General features: G+C 69.2%; 14 protein-coding genes, 1 tRNA gene, 1 pseudogene and 1 riboswitch. Of the genes and pseudogenes, 9 read left to right on the top strand and 7 right to left on the bottom strand.

Features of this window, described 5'->3' with window-relative positions:
* The first annotated feature begins 9 nt into the window (after positions 1-9).
* Positions 10-2,709 carry a bifunctional acetate--CoA ligase family protein/GNAT family N-acetyltransferase gene (locus ACTJIL_RS11100; protein ID WP_440755565.1) on the top strand — a complete coding sequence of 900 codons (2,700 nt, stop codon included), beginning with the start codon at positions 10-12 and terminating at the stop codon, positions 2,707-2,709.
* A 54-nt stretch (positions 2,710-2,763) separates the two neighbouring features.
* Positions 2,764-3,870, top strand: a complete 1,107-nt coding sequence (dinB, locus tag ACTJIL_RS11095; protein WP_440755564.1) for a DNA polymerase IV — start codon at positions 2,764-2,766, stop codon at positions 3,868-3,870.
* Positions 3,871-4,025: 155 nt separating this feature from the next.
* Here dinB and btuB read toward each other — a convergent pair whose 3' ends face one another.
* From btuB to ACTJIL_RS11080, 3 genes are all read right to left on the bottom strand, one after another.
* Positions 4,026-5,924 (bottom strand): TonB-dependent vitamin B12 receptor, encoded by a 1,899-nt coding sequence (btuB, locus tag ACTJIL_RS11090; RefSeq protein WP_440755563.1) that lies wholly within the window; start codon positions 5,922-5,924, stop codon positions 4,026-4,028.
* Between the two features lie 237 nt (positions 5,925-6,161).
* A riboswitch (cobalamin riboswitch) is annotated at positions 6,162-6,438 on the bottom strand.
* Between the two features lie 99 nt (positions 6,439-6,537).
* Positions 6,538-6,885 (bottom strand): TfoX/Sxy family protein, encoded by a 348-nt coding sequence (locus ACTJIL_RS11085; RefSeq protein ID WP_440755908.1) that lies wholly within the window; start codon positions 6,883-6,885, stop codon positions 6,538-6,540.
* Between the two features lie 138 nt (positions 6,886-7,023).
* Positions 7,024-7,506 carry a GAF domain-containing protein gene (locus ACTJIL_RS11080; protein WP_440755907.1) on the bottom strand — a complete coding sequence of 161 codons (483 nt, stop codon included), beginning with the start codon at positions 7,504-7,506 and terminating at the stop codon, positions 7,024-7,026.
* Positions 7,507-7,611: 105 nt separating this feature from the next.
* On the opposite strand from ACTJIL_RS11080, the gene bioD reads away from it, so the two are divergent.
* From bioD to ACTJIL_RS11065, 3 genes are all read left to right on the top strand, one after another.
* A complete protein-coding gene (gene bioD / locus ACTJIL_RS11075; protein WP_440755562.1) occupies positions 7,612-8,301 on the top strand; it encodes a dethiobiotin synthase in 690 nt (229 codons plus the stop codon).
* Between the two features lie 117 nt (positions 8,302-8,418).
* Complete coding sequence (locus ACTJIL_RS11070; protein WP_440755561.1) at positions 8,419-9,639, top strand: efflux RND transporter periplasmic adaptor subunit; 1,221 nt, start codon at positions 8,419-8,421, stop codon at positions 9,637-9,639.
* Between the two features lie 6 nt (positions 9,640-9,645).
* Positions 9,646-12,783 carry a multidrug efflux RND transporter permease subunit gene (locus ACTJIL_RS11065; protein WP_440755560.1) on the top strand — a complete coding sequence of 1,046 codons (3,138 nt, stop codon included), beginning with the start codon at positions 9,646-9,648 and terminating at the stop codon, positions 12,781-12,783.
* Between the two features lie 65 nt (positions 12,784-12,848).
* Here ACTJIL_RS11065 and ACTJIL_RS11060 read toward each other — a convergent pair whose 3' ends face one another.
* Complete coding sequence (locus ACTJIL_RS11060) at positions 12,849-13,913, bottom strand: YeiH family protein (protein ID WP_440755559.1); 1,065 nt, start codon at positions 13,911-13,913, stop codon at positions 12,849-12,851.
* Between the two features lie 96 nt (positions 13,914-14,009).
* Between ACTJIL_RS11060 and ACTJIL_RS11055 the strand changes: the two genes are divergently transcribed.
* Positions 14,010-14,909, top strand: a complete 900-nt coding sequence (locus ACTJIL_RS11055; RefSeq protein ID WP_440755558.1) for a LysR substrate-binding domain-containing protein — start codon at positions 14,010-14,012, stop codon at positions 14,907-14,909.
* Positions 14,910-15,217: 308 nt separating this feature from the next.
* On the opposite strand, the gene ACTJIL_RS11050 is transcribed toward ACTJIL_RS11055, so the two are convergent.
* The 3 genes from ACTJIL_RS11050 to ACTJIL_RS11040 form a co-directional block, all read right to left on the bottom strand.
* The gene (locus ACTJIL_RS11050) at positions 15,218-15,616 is read right to left on the bottom strand and encodes a phasin family protein (protein WP_440755557.1); all 399 of its coding nucleotides are present in this window, start codon (positions 15,614-15,616) and stop codon (positions 15,218-15,220) included.
* A gap of 212 nt (positions 15,617-15,828) precedes the next feature.
* Positions 15,829-16,185 (bottom strand): 6-carboxytetrahydropterin synthase QueD, encoded by a 357-nt coding sequence (gene queD, locus ACTJIL_RS11045; RefSeq protein ID WP_440755556.1) that lies wholly within the window; start codon positions 16,183-16,185, stop codon positions 15,829-15,831.
* Positions 16,186-16,285: 100 nt separating this feature from the next.
* Positions 16,286-16,362, bottom strand: a tRNA-Met gene (locus ACTJIL_RS11040).
* Positions 16,363-16,543: 181 nt separating this feature from the next.
* On the opposite strand from ACTJIL_RS11040, the pseudogene ACTJIL_RS11035 reads away from it, so the two are divergent.
* The 3 genes and pseudogenes from ACTJIL_RS11035 to bfr form a co-directional block, all read left to right on the top strand.
* Positions 16,544-17,059 (top strand): annotated as a pseudogene (locus ACTJIL_RS11035) (RNA pyrophosphohydrolase); the annotation flags it as partial.
* Positions 17,060-17,210: 151 nt separating this feature from the next.
* Entirely contained in the window at positions 17,211-17,432 is a 222-nt protein-coding gene (locus tag ACTJIL_RS11030) for a (2Fe-2S)-binding protein (protein WP_440755906.1), read from the top strand.
* A gap of 110 nt (positions 17,433-17,542) precedes the next feature.
* A complete protein-coding gene (gene bfr / locus ACTJIL_RS11025) occupies positions 17,543-18,019 on the top strand; it encodes a bacterioferritin (protein WP_027079010.1) in 477 nt (158 codons plus the stop codon).
* Positions 18,020-18,092 lie beyond the last annotated feature (73 nt).

The following is an 18,092-nucleotide window of genomic DNA, read 5'->3' as shown; positions in this document are numbered from 1 at the left end:
GGGAGATCGATGAGCACCTACGGGCTCCAGTCCGTGTTCGCGCCGGCCTCGGTGGCGGTGGTCGGCGCCAGCCCGCGCGAGCGCTCGCTCGGGCGGCTGGTGCTGCGGCAGCTGCGCGAGGGTGGTTTCGCCGGGCCGGTGGGGCTGGTCAATCCGCACTATCGCGAGATCGACGGCATGGCGGCTGCGTCGCGGATCGACGCGCTCGGGTTCGCGCCGGAGCTGGTGGTGATCGCCGCGCCGCCGCAGGACGTGGCATCGGTGGCCGCCGCGGCAGCCGACATCGGCGCCAGGGCGGCGATCGTGCTGACCCGCGACATGGGTGTGGGCGCCGGTTCGCACAACGCGGCGCTGGAAGGGGTGGCGCGACCGCGCGGGCTGCGGATCGTCGGGCCCAATTGCCTGGGCGTGATCGCGCCGCACGCCAACCTGTTCGCCAGCTTCGCTGCGCACCGGCCGGTGGCGGGCGACCTGGCGTTGATATCGCAGTCCGGCGCGGTGGCGGCGGGGGTGCTGGAGTGGGCCCGCCCGCGCGGCATCGGCTTCTCGGCGGTGGCCGCGCTGGGCGACGCGCTCGACGTCGATTTCGCCGACCTGCTCGATCACTTCGCCGTCGACCGGCACACCCGCGCGATCCTGCTGTACCTCGAGCACGTGCGCGATGCGCGCAAGTTCCTCTCGGCCGCGCGCGCGGCGGCGCGCGGCAAGCCGGTGGTGGTGGTCAAGCCCGGTCGCCACGTCCGCGCACCGGCCGATGCGCAGACCCACATCGCGCGTCTGGCCACGCCCGATGCGGCCTACGACGCCGCCTTCCGCCGCGCCGGCCTGCTGCGCGTGCACGCGCTGGACGAACTGTTCGCCGCGGCCGAAACGCTCTCGCATCTGGGTAGCGTGCCCGGCAAGCGGCTGGCGGTGCTGACCAACGGCGCCGGCACCGGGATGCTGGCGCTGGACCGGCTGGTGGACCTGGGTGGCGTGCCGGCGATGTTGTCGCAGGCAACGGTCGAAACGCTCGACCGGACATACCCGCGCGGCTGGTCGCGCCGCAATCCGGTCGACATGCTCGGCGACGCCGATGGCGAGCGCTACTTCGCCGGCATGCAGGCCCTGCTCGCCGATCCCGACAATGACGCGGTGCTGGCGATGCACGTGCCCACGGCGCTGTCGCAGCCGCAGGACGCTGCCAGCGCGGTGGTTCGCACACTGGAGGCGCGGGCGGCGAGCGGCGCGCGCAAGCCCACCCTTGCGGTATGGATGGGCGGCGACGCGCAGGCCTTGTCGACACTCAACGACGCCGGCGTGCCGACCTACGCCACCGAGGCCGAGGCGGTGCGCGGCTTCATGTACCTGGTGCGCCACCGCGAGGCGCAGCAGGCGCTGATGGAGACGCCGCCGAGCCTGCCGCAGGATTTCGTCGTCGACAGTGACGCAGCGCAGGCGGTGGTGGCAGACGCGCTCGCGGCCGGGCAGGAGTGGCTGGAACCCGAGGCGGTGGCGCGCCTGCTCGCCGCCTACGGCATCGCCTTCGCGCCCTCGCTGCCGGCGCGCGATGCGGACGAAGCGGTGCGCATCGCTGCGCCGCTACTCGAAGACGGCGGCATGGTCGCGGTGAAGCTGCTGTCGCCCGACATCGTGCACAAGTCCGACGTCGACGGCGTGCGTCTGAACCTGGGCAGTGCCGAGTCCGTGCGCGCCGCCGCCGAAGACATCGTCCACCGCGCGCATGCGCACCGGCCAGGCGCGCGCATCGACGGCGTGCTGGTGCAGCCGATGGTGCTGCGGCCCAAGGCGCGCGAGGTGATTGCCGGCATCGCCGACGACGCCACCTTCGGCCCGGTGGTCGTGTTCGGCCGCGGCGGTACCGCGGTGGAGGTGATCGACGACAAGGCGCTGGCGCTGCCGCCGCTCGACCTGCGCCTGGCGAAGGAGTTGATCGGGCGCACCCGGGTGTCGCGCGTCCTCAAGGCCTATCGCGACGTGCCCGCGGCGGACGGAGACGCGCTGGCGCTGCTGCTGGTCAAGCTCGCGCAGCTGGCGGCCGACATTCCCGCGGTGCGCGAGCTGGACATCAATCCGCTGCTGGTCGATGCCGATGGCGTGGTCGCACTGGATGCACGTGTGGCGGTGGCGCCGTCGCGGCAGCTGCACCGCGGTCGCGGCCACCCGCGCTTCGCGATCCTGCCGTATCCGAAGGAGTGGGAGCGCAGCATCACCCTGGCTGACGGACGCGAGGCGTTCGTGCGCCCGGTGCGGCCGGAGGACGACGCGATGTTCCGCGCGTTCTTCGCCCGGGTGAGCGCGGAGGACCTGCGCCTGCGCTTCTTCCGCGCGGTGCGCGACTTCAGCCACGATTTCATTGCCCGGCTGGTACAGCTCGACTACGCGCGCTCGATGGCGCTGGTGGCGATCGACGCGGCCAGTGGCGAGATGCTCGGCGCCGTGCGGCTGCTGGCCGATGCCAACTTCGACCGCGGCGAGTACGGGATCATGGTGCGCTCCGACCTCAAGGGCGCCGGCATCGGCTGGCGGCTGATGGAGGCGATGATCGAGGTCGCGCACTGGCTCGGCCTCAACCTCATCGAAGGCCAGGTGCTGCGCGAGAACAGCACGATGCTGTCGATGTGCCGGCACCTGGGGTTCACCGTGGTGCCGGATCCGGAAGACGCGACGGTGATGCTGGTGACGCTGCCGGTGGGCGAGGGCAGGTAGACCGGGGCCGCTCCTGCAAGGACCGTTCCCCGGCGACTGCGGGATAATCGGCGCATGCGCAAGATCCTCCACGTCGACATGGACGCGTTCTACGCGTCGGTCGAGCAGCGCGACGATCCGTCGCTGCGCGGGCGGCCGGTGGTGGTCGCCTGGCGCGGCGCGCGTTCGGTGGTGTGCGCGGCCAGCTACGAGGCACGGGTGTTCGGGGTGCGCTCGGCGATGCCGGCGGTGCGCGCCGAGCGGTTGTGCCCGGAGGCGGTGTTCGTGCCGCCGGACTTCGTGCGCTACAAGGCGGTGTCGCGGCAGGTGCGCGAGATTTTCCTGCGGCACACGGATCTCGTCGAGCCGCTGTCGCTGGACGAGGCCTACCTCGACGTCACCGAGCCGAAGATTCCATCTCCAAGCGCGACCGCCACCGCGGAGGCGATCCGCGCGCAGATCCGCGAGGAGACCGCGCTCACCGCGTCGGCCGGCGTGGCGCCGAACAAGTTCCTGGCCAAGATCGCCTCGGACTGGAACAAGCCCGACGGCGTGTTCGTGGTCCGCCCGTCGCAGGTCGAGGCCTTCCTCACCCCGTTGCCGGTGGCGAAGATCCCCGGCGTGGGCAAGGTGATGGAGAAGAAGCTGGCCGATCTGGGCATCGCCACCGTCGGCGACCTGCGCGCGATTCCGGCCGAGGAGCTGCAGCTGCGTTTCGGCAGCTTCGGCCGGCGCCTGCACCTGCGCGCCCGCGGCATCGACGAGCGTCCGGTGGAACCGGACCAGCCGGTGCAGTCGATCTCGGCCGAGGACACGTTCGAACGCGACCTGCTGCTGTACGAGTTCGAGGCCGACATCCGCCGCCTCGCCGAAAAGACCTGGCTGGCGACACGGAAGACGCAGCGCGTCGGCCGCACCGTGGTGCTCAAGCTCAAGACCGCGCAGTTCCGGATCCTGACCCGCAGCTTCACCCCGGAATCGCCACCGGCCTCGCTGGACGAACTGACCACCATCGCGCTCTCGCTGCGCGACCGCGTCGACCTGTCGCCGTCGACGCGCTACCGGCTGGTGGGCGTCGGCGTGTCCGGATTCCGCGAACGCGGGGAGGCCGACGGACAGGGCAACCTGTTCGACGACGGGGAGCATTCGCCGGATTCGACCGGCCGCCCCGAGTCCCTGTAGGAGCGGCTTCAGCCGCGAGCTCCTGGTCTTGGGCGTTGCAGGAGCGGCGGAAGCCGCGATGGCTTTCCCGGTAAAGCATCGCGGCTTCCGCCGCTCCTACAGCAGCGAAAATCAAAAACTCGCGGCTGAAGCCGCTCCTGCAAGGAGCGCGGGTGTCAGCGCACCGGCGCCCAGCGCAGGCTCAGGCCGTAGCCGCGGCCGGGCTGGTTGTACCAGGCGATCGTTTCGTAATCGCGGTCGAAGGCGTTGTCCACGCGCGCTTCCAGCGTCCAGTCCGGGTTGAAGGCGTAGGCCACGCGCAGGTCGAACGTGGCGTAGCCGCCCAGGCGCACCGCGTTGGCTGCGTCGTCGAAGCGATGGCCGGCGCCCTTGAGGCTGGCGCCGAACCGGAACGCGCCGAACGCGCGGTCGAGGTCGATGCGCCCGGTGTCGCGGGCGCGCCGCGCCAGCAGGTTGCCGAAGTTGCAGGCACCGGCCGCGATCGCGTCGTCGGTGCAGTGCGTGCGGTTGCGTGGATCGGTGTGGCTGGCCTGTGCGGAGAGATCCCACTCGCCCACGGTGGTATCGAAGGTCAGTTCGATGCCGCGGATGCGCGCGTCGTCGATGTTGTTGGGCAGGAAGATCGACGAGTCGTAGGAGATCAGGTCGTCGACGCGCGTTTCGTAGGCGTTGAGCGTCCAGCTGTAGCGCTGCGCGTACTGCGCAATGCCGACGTTGTAGCCCTTCGACTTCTCCGGCTTGAGGTCCGGCTTGCCGAAGAACGGGTAGTACAGGTCGTTGAAGGTCGGCGCCTTGAAGCCGGTGGCGTAGTTGGCGGTGACGCGGAAGTTGTCGGCGAAGGCCATGCCCCAGCCGATGCCGCCGGTGGTGTGGCTGCCGAACTGTTCGTTGTCGTCGTTGCGCACGCTGGCCTGCAGCCGGTGCGCACCGAACGTGCCCTGGTACTCGACGAACGCGCCGGTGTTGTCGCGCCGGGTGACGTCGAACTCGGTGTCGCTTTCCACCGCGTCGCGCTGCCAGTCGGCGCCGGCGCTGAGCAGGTTGCGCGCGTCGAGGCTGAAATCCGTCTGCAGCGACGCGGTCTTGCGGCTGGTGTCGAAGTTGCCGACGCGGCGGCTGCCGCCGGCGTCATGGAAGAAGTTCTCGGAGCGGTCGTCGTTGCGGCCGACCTGCGCGGTGACGTCGACGCGCTCGGACGGCGCCCAGGCCAGTTTCGTGCCAAGCACCTGCTGCACGTTCTGCGCGACGTTGCCGCCGTACTGGCTGCCGTCGAACTCGTTGCGCGATTCCGCGCGCAGGGCGTTGGCCTGCAGCTCCAGCGTGTCGGACACCTGCACGCCGCCGCGCAGGTTGAGCGAGCTGTTGCGGTAGCCGTCGCGGTCGGGTTCGTCGACGAAGCAGCCGGCCCCGAACGGTGCCCCGGGCGCCGAGGCGGTGCCGCGGCAGGCGTTGATGCCGTCGGTGCGCTGCCAGGCCACGTCGGCGCCGAACCAGCCGCGCTCGCTGCCGCCGCCAATGCCGGCGCTGGCCTCGCGCAGGCCGTGGCTGCCGATACCCACGCGCAGGCGCGGGGTGAACGCGCCCTGGTCGCGGCGGGTGAAGATCTGGATCACGCCGCCAATCGCTTCGGACCCGTAGAGGCTCGAGCGCGGACCGCGCACGATCTCGATGCGGTCGATCTGGTCGACCGGCAGGTCCTGGAATGCGGTGAGGCCGGCGGTGACCGAGCCCACGCGCACGCCGTCGATCAGCACCAGCACCTGGTCCGACTCCGCACCGCGCAGGAACACGGTGCTGTTCTTGCCAAGACCGCCCTGGTTGCCGATGTCGATGCCGGCGCGGCCGCGCAGCAGGTCGGGCAGGCTGCGCGCCTGGCTGCGCACGATCTCGTCGTGGTCGATGACCTGGGCCGGGAACAGGCTGTCGGCCAGCGCAACCTGGGTGCGCGTGGCGGTGACGACCACTTCGTCCAGGTCGGTGGCGGCTTCGGCGCGGGCAAGCGACGGTGCGGACAGGATGCCGGCGACGGCCAGCGCGAGGATTCGGAACTGCATCGAACGCTTCTCCATTCGCGCGCACCCACGCACGCGAAACAAGGTGGAAAGTCCGCAGCGGGATGCGCGGACCCTTGCGAGGCCGCGCCGGCGCAGACTGCACGACGTGCAGGCGGCGCTTGCGATGGACTCGCATCCGCTTGCGGGGAGAAGGGCAGTTGGCCGCGGGGTCGGGCGTGGGGGCACGCGCCGGCATCGCCGCCGCGATGCCCTCCGCATCACAATCGGACAGGGTCGATGGACCCTTGCTCCGTGGCCGGTCTCCGGACTGGCGAGTTGAAGTCGTGGACTCCGGCCGCGGCGCCTTCCCGTGCGGCCCCGGTGTGGAGGCCCGCAGGCCGATGGGCCTGCCTGGACAGTGGCGGATGCGTTGGCGCGACTCGCTTACCGTTGCGGGGGCAGTGCCGGAATGGTCGTGGCGCGTTGCTTGCGCGGCGCGCGGCGGACTTCACCGGCTTCCCGTTTCAACCCGTTGGCGCAATGCCGCCGGGTCACCGCGAAGCGGGGCGATTGTACGCCATGGCGTGCAGGCGGGTCGCCGCGTGGGGAGGACGATCTTGTGGCGGCAGCTTCCGCCGCTCCTGCAAGGGCGTGTACGGGCGAACCTTTGCGGTCAGTCGTCGGTCTCGTCGAACAGCCGTGGCGACGGCATCGGATCGTCTTCCTGCATCATCGTCGTGGTCACCGGCGCGGCGGCCGGGCGGTTGCGCGGCGGCGGCAGCAGCGCGATCGCGGCTTCGGCCTGTTCCACCAGTTGCGTGCGGCGTTCGTCGGGCACTTCCTGCCAGTGGCAGTCGCACAGCGCGCCTTCCAGCGAGTACAGCAGGTTGAGGCTGGGCTTGAAGCCGGCGCGCTTGACGCGCATGAAGGCTTCCACCGGGCCCGCGGCAGCGAGGTCCTCGGGCGTGCGCAATCCCACCTGGCGCAGCCACGCCGCGCTTTTCGGGCCGATGTTGCGCATCTTCAGCGGCGGCGTGCTCACGGACTTGCACCCGTGCGTGGCGCGACGGCGTGATGGATCGACCTGCATGGAAATCCGTGGCCATGCCGCGTGGGTGTGGCGGTGTCCCGCCCGATCAAGCGCAGCTTCATCAATTTGCTACCCCAGTGATCGCACGAAGATGCGTGCGAGTTCTTCGATTCCCCTCTGGTCTGTAACGTCGAAACGGTCCAGATCCGGACTGTCGAGGTCGAACACGCCCACCAGGGCGTCGTTGCGGAACAACGGGACCACCAGTTCCGAGCGCGAGGCCGAGTCGCAGGCGACATGGCCGTCGAAGGCGTCGACGTCGGGCACGCGCTGGGTCTGCCCGCTGCGCGCCGCCGCGCCGCACACGCCCTTGTCGAGCGGGATGCGGATGCACGCTGGCAGGCCCTGGAACGGCCCGACGACCAGTTCGTTGCCGTCGAAGAAATAGAAACCGACCCAGTTGAGCCGCGGCAATGCGTGATAGACGAGCGCCGACAGGTTCGCCGCGTTGGCGATGCGGTCGTGCTCGCCGGCCACCAGCGCCTGTGCCTGCTGGGCGAGCTGCGCGTACTGTTCCGGCTTGTCGCCGCTTAGACTGTTGGGCGTGAACATGTGCAGCAGTCTAGCAGCGACGGCATTTTCTTCGGCGCCGCGCACCGGCGCGGCGATTGCCGCGACCGTGGCCAGCGGCACCGCGTCCGCGCGAGGCATGGGCGCATGAACGCGCCCGGCGTTTTCATCACCGGCACCGACACCGGCGCCGGCAAGACCACCGCCAGCGCGGCGCTGCTGCATGCGCTGCGCGCCCAAGGCCTGCGCGCGGTGGGGATGAAACCTCTGGCCAGCGGTTGTACCCGCGATGATGCGGGCCGCTGGCGCAACGACGACGCCCTGGCGCTGCAGGCCGCCAGCGATCCGCGCCCGGCCTACGACGACGTCAATCCGTTCGCGCTGCCGCTGCCGCTGGCGCCGGAGTTCGCGGCGCGCGATGCCGGCGTCGAAGTGGACATGGCGCCGATCCTGGCTGCGAACGCGCGACTGGCCGCGCAGGCGGATTTCGTCCTGGTCGAAGGCGTCGGTGGCTGGCTGGCGCCGCTGACCGCGACGATTGACCAGGTCGACCTGGTGCGCGCGCTGGACCTGCCGGTGGTGCTGGTGGTCGGGATGCGCCTGGGCTGCCTCAACCACGCCCGGCTCAGCGCGCGCGCGATCGTCGGCGATGGCGTCCGGCTGGCCGGCTGGATCGCCAGCGAAGTCGATCCGGACATGGCGTGTCGCGACGACAATTTCGATGCCCTGTGCCGGCGCCTGCCTGCACCCTGCCTCGGGCGCCTGCGCTGGAACCCGGCGTCGGACCCGGCGGCGCTGGCCGGGGAGTTGTGCACAGCCGAGCTGATGGCCGGCTGAAATTCCTGACTTCCGGCACGTTGGACGGCCGGGGCCGGATGCTAGACTGGCGGGTATAGGAATTGCCGTTTCTAGATCCCTTCTGTCGGCACGCCCGAGCCCCCGGAGCCCCCACCCATGACGATGCACATCCGTACGCTGGCCGTCGCCGGCGCGATCCTCCTGCTGTCCGCCTGCGGAAAGGGTGGCGAAGCCAGCCCCGGTGCCGGAGGCGCGATGCCGCCGCCCGACGTTGGCGTGATCGTCGCGAAGAAGAGCAGCGTGCCGCTGCAGCAGGAAATGGTCGGCCGGCTGGCGCCGTTCCGCAGCGCCGACGTGCGTGCGCGGGTGCCCGGCGTGGTCCAGAAGCGCGTGTACGAGGAAGGCAGCGACGTGCGCAAGGGCGAGGTGCTGTTCCTGATCGATCCGGCGCCGCTGCGCGCCGCGCTCGGCCAGGCGCAGGGTTCGCTGGCCCAGGCGCAGGCCAGCTACGCCAACGCCAAGGCCAACGCCGACCGCGCCCGCCAGCTGCTGCCGCAGAAGTTCATCTCCAAGTCCGACTACGACAACGCGCTGGCCAGCGAACGCAGCTCGGCCGCCGCGGTCCAGGCCGCCAAGGCTTCGGTCGACAGCGCGCAGATCAACCTCGGCTACGCCACCGTGCGCTCGCCGATCGACGGCCGTGCCGGCAAGCAGCAGGTCACCGAGGGTGCGCTGGTCGGCGAGGGCGCGGCGACGCTGCTGACCACGGTCGACCAGATCGAACCGCTGTACGTGAACTTCTCGATGAGCGTGTCCGAGTTCGAGCAGGTGCGGCGCCTGCAGTCCGGCGGCGAGTCCGGCGTGCAGGTGCTGCTGCCCGACGGCACGCCGTATGCGCATGCCGGCGTGCTGGATTTCTCCGGCGACGTGGTCGACCCGGCCACCGGCTCGGTGGCGCTGCGCGCGCGCCTGCCCAACCCCGACAAGCACCTGCTGCCCGGCACCTACGTCACCCTGCAGGTGACGCTGGGCGAGGTGTCGAACGCGTTCCTGATCCCGCAGGCCGCGGTACAGCGTGATGCCCAGGGCGCCTACGTGCTGGTGGTCGGGCAGGACGGCAAGGTCGCGCGCAAGGACATCGTCGCCGATCGTGCCCAGGGCAGCGACTGGATCGTGACCAAGGGCCTGGCCGGCGGTGAGCAGGTGATCGCCTCGGGCTTGCAGAAGGCCCAGCCCGGGCAGCCCGCGAAGGCGTCGCCGTGGCAGCCGCCGGGCGCGCAGCCCGCCGCCGCGGGCAAGCCGGCTGACGCCAAGCCTGCGGACGGCAAGCCCGCCGAAGGCAAGCAGCAGGATGGCGACGCGGCGAAGAAGGACTGACCGGCCATGTCTCGTTTCTTCATCAACCACCCGGTCTTCGCCTGGGTCATCGCGATCCTGATCACGCTTGGTGGCGTGCTCGCGATCAATGGCCTCGGCATCGAGTCGTATCCGAACATCGCGCCGCCGCAGGTCACGGTGTCGGCGTCCTATCCCGGCGCGAGCGCCGAGACCACCGAGAGCACGGTCACCCAGGTCATCGAGCAGCAGATGACCGGCATCGACAACCTCGATTATTTCAGCTCCTCGTCGAGCTCGAGCGGTGGCGCGTCGATCACGCTCACGTTCAAGCCCGGCACCGACCCCGACATCGCCCAGGTGCAGGTGCAGAACAAGGTCGCGCTGGCGACCCCACGGTTGCCGTCGGAAGTCGTCCAGCAGGGCGTGGTGGTGGCCAAGGCCAACCCCGGCTTCCTGATGGTCGCGGCGCTGCGTTCGACCAATCCGACCTACGACAAGGACGCGCTGGCCGACCTGATCGCGGCGCGCGTGCTCGACCAGATCTCGCGCACGCCCGGCGTCGGCAGCACCCAGCTGTTCGGCGGCGAGTACGCGATGAACATCTGGCTCAACCCGGACAAGCTGCAGGGTTACGGCCTGTCCGCCAGTCAGGTGCTGGCGGCGGTGCGCGGGCAGAACGTGCAGTTCGCCGCCGGCTCGGTCGGCGCCGAGCCTTCGCCCGAAGGCCAGGCCTTCACCGCCACGGTGTCGGCCGAGGGCCGCTACAGCACCGCCGAGCAGTTCGGCAACATCATCCTGCGCGCCGATCGCGACGGCACCACCGTCCGGCTGAAGGACGTGGCGCGCGTGGAGAAGGGTGCGTCGGCCTACGGGTTCGACCTGCAGTGGAGCGGTACCCCGGCCTCCGGCTTTGCCGTGCAGCTGGCGCCAGGCGCCAATGCGCTGGGCGTGGCCGAGGCGGTGCGCGACCGCATGGACGAGCTGCAGGCGACCTTTCCGCCGGGCGTGACCTGGTTCTCGCCGTACGACAGCTCGACGTTCGTGAAGATCTCGATCGAGGAGGTCGTCAAGACCCTGTTCGAGGCGGTCGTGCTGGTGTTCCTGGTGATGCTGATCTTCCTGCAGAACCTGCGCGCAACGATCATCCCGACGCTGGTGATCCCGGTTGCGCTGATGGGCACGTTCCTCGGCATGTGGATGATCGGGTTCACGATCAACCAGCTCAGTCTGTTCGGCATGGTGCTGGCGATCGGCATCGTGGTCGACGACGCGATCGTGGTGATCGAGAACGTCGAGCGGATCATGACCGAGGAGGGGCTTTCGCCGAAGGACGCCACGGTCAAGGCCATGGGCCAGATCACCGGCGCGGTGGTGGCGATCACCGTGGTGCTGGCGGCGGTGTTCGTGCCCAGCGCGTTCCAGGCCGGCAGCGCCGGCGAGATCTACAAGCAGTTCGCGATCACCATCGCCATGGCGATGGGCTTCTCGGCGTTCCTCGCGCTGGGCTTCACCCCGGCGCTGTGCGCGTCGATGCTCAAGGCCACCGACGACCACGAGAAGCGCAACTTCATCTTCCGCGGCTTCAACAAGGTCTACGACAAGGTTGCCGGCACCTATGTCGGCCACATCACCAGCGCGGTGCGGCATGCGCCACGCTGGATGATCGTGTTCGCCGGGCTGGCGCTGCTGTGCGGCTTCCTGTTCACGCGCATGCCGGGCAGCTTCCTGCCCGAGGAAGACCAGGGCTACGCGCTGGCAATCGTGCAGCTGCCGCCGGGTGCCACGCTCAATCGCACCAAGCGCGTGTTCGAGCAGGTGCGCGGCACGCTGGAGAAGATGGACGGCTACGAGGGCATGATGCAGGTGGCCGGCTTCAGCTTCGTCGGCCAGGGCGAGAACGTCGGCATGGCGTTCGTCAAGCTCAAGCCCTGGGACGAGCGCGACATCACCGCCACCGAGTTCATCCAGCAGGCCAACGGAGCACTGTTCGGCATCCGCGACGCGCAGATCTTCGTGATCAACCTGCCGACGGTGAACGGGCTGGGCCAGTTCGGCGGCTTCGACATGTACCTGCAGGACCGCGGCGGCAACGGACGCGCCGCGCTCGGGCAGGCGATGGGCACCCTGCTGGGCAAGGCGTCGCAGGATCCCGCGCTGACCGCGGTGCGCCCGAACACGCTGGCCGATGCGCCGCAGCTCAAGCTCGACGTCGACCGCACCCAGGCCCAGGCGATGGGGCTGTCGGTCACCGACATCTACAACGCCATCAGCCTGATGCTGGCGCCGGTGTACGTGAACGACTTCACCGATGGCGGCCGCGTCAAGCGCGTGACCATGCAGGCCGACCGCGACTACCGCACAGGTCCCGAGTCGCTGTCGCGGTTCTATACCCCGGCACCGGGCACGGCCGCCGACGGAAGTCCGGCCGGGATGATCCCGATCTCGAACGTGGTCCAGAGCCACTGGACCACGGCACCGCCGTCGCTGAGCCGCTACAACGGCTATGCCGCGGTGGAGATCGTCGGCTCGCAGGCGCCCGGCCACAGCTCCGGCGAGGCGATGAGCGCGATGCAGAACATCGTCGAGCAGGATCTTCCGGACGGCTTCGGCTACGACTGGACCGGCCAGTCCTACCAGGAAATCCTGTCCGGCAACCAGGCGACGATGCTGATGGTGCTGTCGATCCTGGTGGTGTTCCTGTGCCTGGCGGCGCTGTACGAAAGCTGGTCGGTGCCGGTTGCAGTGCTGCTGGTGGTGCCGCTGGGCGTGCTCGGCGCGGTGTCGCTGTCGCTGCTGCGCGGCTTGCCGAACGACATCTACTTCAAGATCGGCCTGATCACGGTCATCGGCCTGGCGGCGAAGAACGCGATCCTGATCATCGAGTTCGCGATCGAGCAGCGCCAGCTCGGCAAGCCTCTGGGCGAGGCGGTCATCGAGGCGGCCAAGCTGCGCTTCCGCCCGATCCTGATGACCTCGTTCGCCTTCATCATGGGCGTGATGCCGATGGCCGTCTCGTCCGGCGCCGGCGCCAATGCGCGCCACGCGATCGGCACCGGCGTGATCGGCGGCATGCTGTTCGCCACGTTCCTCGGGCTGCTGCTGATCCCGGTGTTCTACGTGGTGGTGCGCAGGCTGCTGGGCGACAAGCTCGACGAGAAGCCGGCCATCGCGCACGAACAGTGATGGCAGTGAAGTGACCAGGAGGAGGCCGCGGAAACGCGGCCTCCTTTTTGTTTCGGATGCCGGTGCTAGCCGGTGGCGCCGAACAATGCGCCGATGCCGACGTTCACCGCATAGCCGCCGACCAGCAGGAACACGAACAGCGCACTGGCCAGCAGCAGCGGCCGGAACCCGGCCTGGCGGATCGCACCGACATGGGTGCGCAGCCCGAGTGCGGCCATCGCCATCGCGAGCAGGACGGTGTCGACCTGCACCAGCATGTCGACCCACGCCGCCGGCAGCAGCTGCAACGAATTGAGCCCGGCGACGGCGACGAACAGCACCGCGAACCACGGGATCACGATGCCCGCCTTGCGGCCGGTGCCGTCGCTGGCCTCGCGGGACAGGCGCGCCGACAGCAGCAACAGGAACGGCGCCAGCAGCATCACCCGCAGCATCTTCTCGATCACCGCAGCGGAGCCGGCAACTTCGCCCACCGCCCGGCCGGCGACCACCACTTGGGCCACTTCGTGGATCGTCGAACCCGCATACACGCCGAACGCATGCTCGCCGAGGCCGAGATGCGGATACAGCCACGGATACAGGAACATCCCCAGCGTGCCGAACACCACCACGGTGGCCACGGCCACCGACACCTTGTGCGCCTGTCCACGGACCACCGGCTCGGTGGCCATCACCGCGGCCGCGCCGCAGATCGCGCTGCCGGCGCCGATCAGCATCGCGGTCTCGCGGTCGAGCTTGAACACCCGCGTGCCCAGCAGCACCGCCAACCCGAACACCAGGCCGACCATGGCTACCGCGATCAGCACGCCTTCCACGCCGACCCCGGCGATGTCCTGGAAAGTGACGCGGAAGCCGTACAGCACGATGCCGGTGCGCAGCAGCATGCCCTTGGCGAAATCGACCCCGGCGCCGCTGCGCGCGGCGATCGCCGGGAAGACCGTATTGCCGACCGCGATCCCGAACACGATTGCCAGCGTCAGCGCGCTCAGCCCCAGCGCCTGCAGGGCGGGCAGCTGAGCGGCGAGCATGCCGGCGCCCGCGACCGCGGCCGCCAGCGCCAGCCCCGGCCACAGGCCCGCATAGCGCTGGAGGCGGGCATGGAACGGTGGCGTATCGGCAGCGGCGTGCATCGGCGTGGGAGGTTCGTGGAGGTGCCGGCAGGCTAGGCGTGCACCTGGAATGAATCCAGTACATATAATTCACAATTCGATAAATTCTAGTTATCGATGAATCTGCACCTGCTGCGCATGTTCATGGCCGTGGTCGAGCACCAGGGCTTCTCGCGCGCCGCCGAGGCGCTGCACGTCAGCCAGCCGGCAGTGTCGAAGGCGGTGCGAGAACTCGAACACCAGCTCGGGCTGCCGCTGGTCGAACGTGGCGCCGCACGCAGCCGCGGCGTGGTGCTCACCGACCACGGCCAGTCGCTGCACCAGCACGCACGCGCGATCTTCGCCATGGAACGCGCGGCGATCGCGGACGTCCGCGATCGCGTCGACCTGCGCAAGGGGTCGCTGCGCGTGGGCGCCAGCACCACGGTCGCCGGTTACTGGCTGCCGCCGCACGTGGCGGCGTTCGTGCAGCGCTTTCCGGGGGTGGAGTTCGAGTTGCTGGTCGGCAACACGGCCGGCATCGGTCATGCCATCGCAGAGGGCCGCATCGACGTGGCCTTCGTCGAGGGCGTGGTCGACGATCCCGGCATCGTCGCCGCATCCTGGCGCGACGAGCCGCTGCAGGTCGTGGTCGCCGCCGATGCAAAGCTCGGCGCGAAGCGGCGTGCATCGGTGGCCGAACTGGCGCGGCAGCCGTGGCTGCTGCGCGAGGCCGGATCCGGGACGCGGCAAGTCGCGCAGCGCCTGCTGCGTTCGCGCGGCATCAAGCCGGCGCGGCTGATCGAACTGGGCAGCAACGAGGCGATCGCGCACGCGGTTGCGGCAGGGGCGGGCGTCGCCCTGCTGCCGGCGATCGTGGTGCGGGACCTGGTGGCGATGCAGCGCGTCCGCATCCTGCGCCTGGCCGGCGACGCCGACATCCTGCGCCCGCTCTACCGGCTGGAACTGGCCAACCGCCCACGCGCGCCGGCGCTGCAGGCGTTCGTCGAGCTCGTGGATGCGCCGCCGCGCGGCTGAGGCGCGAAGCGGGCGGAATCCCGCCCTTGTAGGAGCGGCTTCAGCCGCGAGCTTTGGCTCCCTCCCCTGCGAAGGCAGGGGAGGGTTGGGGAGGGGTGCCTTTTGCAGTACCAACGGCGGGCACCCCCACCCAACCTCCCCCTGCCTTCGCAGGGGGAGGGGCAACGGCGAAAGCTCGCGGCTGAAGCCGCTCCCAATAGGGGCATGTAGTCGCGCACGGGCACAAAAAAACCCGGCAACTGGCGTTGCCGGGCTTCCGACGCGGGAGAGAGACCGCGTAGCCGGTTGCCCGGCCGTTTGGAGCTGAATTACTTGCGCGACTTGGTGGCGCCCTTGACGGCTTCCTCGGCCTTGGCCTGGACCTTGGCGCTGGCCGACTCGACCTGGGCCTTGGCGATCTGGGCGATGGCTTCATTGGTCTTCAGGGTGCGGCCGAACGCTTCCTGGCCGGTGCTGACGGCGCGCTCGACGTTCTCGCGCGCGACCTGCACGCCCTTCGGCAACACGGCCTTCAGACCGTCGAAATCACGCGCCTCGGCGACTTCGCCCCAGAAAGCGAACGCGGCATTGGCGTTCTCTTCGAAGGTGGCGAGCTGCAGGCCGAAGACCTTCTCGGCGTTCTCGAGGGCCAGGCGGTTGACCTGGGCGGCGGTGTCGGCGAACTGGCGCGACGCAGCGGCGAACTGCTGGTTGAAATCCTGGTACATGGCGGGTTCCTGCTAGATGTCCGACAGGGATTGCCGGTATTTGTGCGGTGCAGCATAACCCTGGATATGTTGCATTGCAACATCAATACGTGGTCTGTTCATCTTCCGGCCAGGGGGCGGCCTGTGGAAGCGATCATGGCCGCTTCCATGAGGTTGCCCGCCGGACAGCAGGCCTGCCTGGCGAAGTCGGAGGAGACGGTGAGCGGGGGCCCTTAAGGGCCGCGATAGCGGCAGCCGGAGGTGCATGTCTCGCGCACCACCACTTCGCCCAGCTGCGGCAAGGCCGGCTTGAGCCGCTCCCAGATCCAGATCGCCAGCCGCTCGCTGGTCGGGTTGTCGAGCCCCTCGATCTCGTTGAGGTAATGGTGGTCGAGCTGCTCGTACAGCGGCCGGAAGGCGGCCTTGATGTCGCCGAAGTCCATCACCCAGCCGCTGTCGGCGCCGAGCTCCCCGGACACATGCAGCTCGACCATGAACGAATGCCCGTGCAGTCGCGCGCACTTGTGTCCGGGCGGTACGTTCGGCAGCCGGTGCGCGGCCTCGATGGTGAAGGTCTTGAAGATGTCCATGACACTCCGGATGCCGTTGCCGCCGCAGCCGGATGAAGCCGGTCCGGCGAAGCCAGGGACGAAAAACCCCGCAAATCCGCGGGGTTGGGTCTGGGCGCGATGGTGGCTATGGGTGGAATCGAACCACCGACCTCGGGATTATGAGTCTCGCGCTCTAACCGTCTGAGCTACATAGCCAATTTTTCGGATTCTACAGGGATGACCCCGGTAAACGCTGCTCCAGCCAGCTGGGCTGCATGGCCGCGCCGAACCGCGAATTATTCCTGCGCCGGGGCGCGGCGTCAATTCATGGCCCGGCCGCTTGTCGGCCCGGCGCGGCCATGGCAGAGTCGGGCACAGTGAATTTGGAGTCCGCATCGTGATCGATCCGGACGGTTACCGGCCCAATGTCGGCATCGTGTTGATGCATCCCGATGGTCGCGTCTTCTGGGCGCGGCGCGTGCGGCGTGACGGCTGGCAGTTCCCGCAGGGCGGGATGAACACCGACGAGACGCCGCTGGAGGCGATGTACCGCGAGCTGGAGGAGGAAACCGGCCTGCGGGCGGACCACGTGGCCGTGCTCGGGGTGACGCCGGGCTGGCTGCGCTACCGCCTGCCGCAGCGCGCGATCCGCCGCAACGACAAGCTGGTGTGTATCGGCCAGAAGCAGGTCTGGTTCCTACTGCAGTTCACCGGCAGCGAGGGCGACCTGTGCCTGGACGGCACCGACAAGCCGGAATTCGACCACTGGCGCTGGGTCGACTTCTGGTACCCGCTGGAGCACGTGGTGACCTTCAAGCGCGGCGTCTATGCCAGTGCACTGCGCCACCTGGCGCCGTTCGCTCGCCAGATTGCAGGGCAGCGCGCGATCCCGCCCCCGCGTCCGGAGGCCTGGCCGCGGCCGCCGGTGCGTCGCCAGTCCGGGCAGCGTGGCCGGGGCGGGTAGGACGGGCGGCGGAAAAGCGCACCTCGTACATGATTGACAATCATTCTCATTCACGGCGACAATGCGACCGTTCTCCCGCAACGGTGGCGTTTCCAGTCCCATGTACGTGTGCATCTGCAATGGCGTGACCGACAGCGACATCCGCCAGGCCGTGAAGGCCGGGTGCTGCGGCATGGCCGAACTCACCATGCGCACCGGCTGTGGCGCCTGCTGCGGCAGCTGCGTCGGGACCGCCACCGAAACGCTCGAACAGGCGCGTGCCGAGCTGCAGGCGCCGCGCGACAACCTCGTCGACTTTCCGGGCGTCCGCCGCGCCGCCTGAAGGCTTTCCGCCGCGCCGTTTCCCGGCGCCGTGATGCATACGATTCGCGTTTCGTCATCGTCATTGCGATGGCGCTAGAGTGACGCCGTCACGAGCCACGGAGACGTGCCATGCAAGGCGACGCACAGGTCATCAAGTTCCTCAACGAGGCGCTCTACAACGAGCTGACCGCGATCAACCAGTACTTCCTGCACGCCAAGATGCTGAAGAACTGGGGCCTGCACGAACTCGCGAAGCACGAGTACGAGGAATCGATCGACGAGATGAAGCATGCCGACATGCTCGCCGAACGGATCCTGTTCCTCGACGGGCTGCCGAATTTCCAGGCGCTGGGCAAGCTCAAGATCGGCGAGAACCCGAAGGAAGTCCTCGAGTGCGACCTCGCGCTGGAGATGGAGGCGATCCCGCCGCTCAAGGCCGCGATCGCGCATTGCGAGCAGGTCGGGGACTTCGTCAGCCGCAGGCTGTTCACCGACATCCTCAAGTCCGAGGAAGAACACGTCGACTGGCTGGAAACCCAGCTTGCGCTGATTGCGCGGATCGGCGAGCAGAACTACCTGCAAACCAAGATCGACGGCGACGACTGATCGCGGTGCGGTGGCAGGAAGGGGTGGGGACGCCCCGTTTCAGCCGATGTTTTGTAGGAGCGGCTTCAGCCGC

It is taken from the genome of Luteimonas sp. 22616 (genome assembly GCF_052044325.1).
GTDB lineage: Bacteria > Pseudomonadota > Gammaproteobacteria > Xanthomonadales > Xanthomonadaceae > Luteimonas.
This window is presented reverse-complemented; position numbering and strand designations above follow the sequence as displayed.

What these genes read in the sequence shown, in the direction of transcription:
- ACTJIL_RS11100 (WP_440755565.1), top strand. Translation starts at nt 10, where the DNA reads ATGAGCACCTACGGGCTCCAGTCCGTGTTCGCGCCGGCCTCGGTGGCG.
- dinB (WP_440755564.1), top strand. Translation starts at nt 2,764, where the DNA reads ATGCGCAAGATCCTCCACGTCGACATGGACGCGTTCTACGCGTCGGTC.
- btuB (WP_440755563.1), bottom strand. Translation starts at nt 5,924, where the DNA reads ATGCAGTTCCGAATCCTCGCGCTGGCCGTCGCCGGCATCCTGTCCGCA.
- ACTJIL_RS11085 (WP_440755908.1), bottom strand. Translation starts at nt 6,885, where the DNA reads ATGCGCAACATCGGCCCGAAAAGCGCGGCGTGGCTGCGCCAGGTGGGA.
- ACTJIL_RS11080 (WP_440755907.1), bottom strand. Translation starts at nt 7,506, where the DNA reads ATGTTCACGCCCAACAGTCTAAGCGGCGACAAGCCGGAACAGTACGCG.
- bioD (WP_440755562.1), top strand. Translation starts at nt 7,612, where the DNA reads ATGAACGCGCCCGGCGTTTTCATCACCGGCACCGACACCGGCGCCGGC.
- ACTJIL_RS11070 (WP_440755561.1), top strand. Translation starts at nt 8,419, where the DNA reads ATGACGATGCACATCCGTACGCTGGCCGTCGCCGGCGCGATCCTCCTG.
- ACTJIL_RS11065 (WP_440755560.1), top strand. Translation starts at nt 9,646, where the DNA reads ATGTCTCGTTTCTTCATCAACCACCCGGTCTTCGCCTGGGTCATCGCG.
- ACTJIL_RS11060 (WP_440755559.1), bottom strand. Translation starts at nt 13,913, where the DNA reads ATGCACGCCGCTGCCGATACGCCACCGTTCCATGCCCGCCTCCAGCGC.
- ACTJIL_RS11055 (WP_440755558.1), top strand. Translation starts at nt 14,010, where the DNA reads ATGAATCTGCACCTGCTGCGCATGTTCATGGCCGTGGTCGAGCACCAG.
- ACTJIL_RS11050 (WP_440755557.1), bottom strand. Translation starts at nt 15,616, where the DNA reads ATGTACCAGGATTTCAACCAGCAGTTCGCCGCTGCGTCGCGCCAGTTC.
- queD (WP_440755556.1), bottom strand. Translation starts at nt 16,185, where the DNA reads ATGGACATCTTCAAGACCTTCACCATCGAGGCCGCGCACCGGCTGCCG.
- ACTJIL_RS11030 (WP_440755906.1), top strand. Translation starts at nt 17,211, where the DNA reads ATGTACGTGTGCATCTGCAATGGCGTGACCGACAGCGACATCCGCCAG.
- bfr (WP_027079010.1), top strand. Translation starts at nt 17,543, where the DNA reads ATGCAAGGCGACGCACAGGTCATCAAGTTCCTCAACGAGGCGCTCTAC.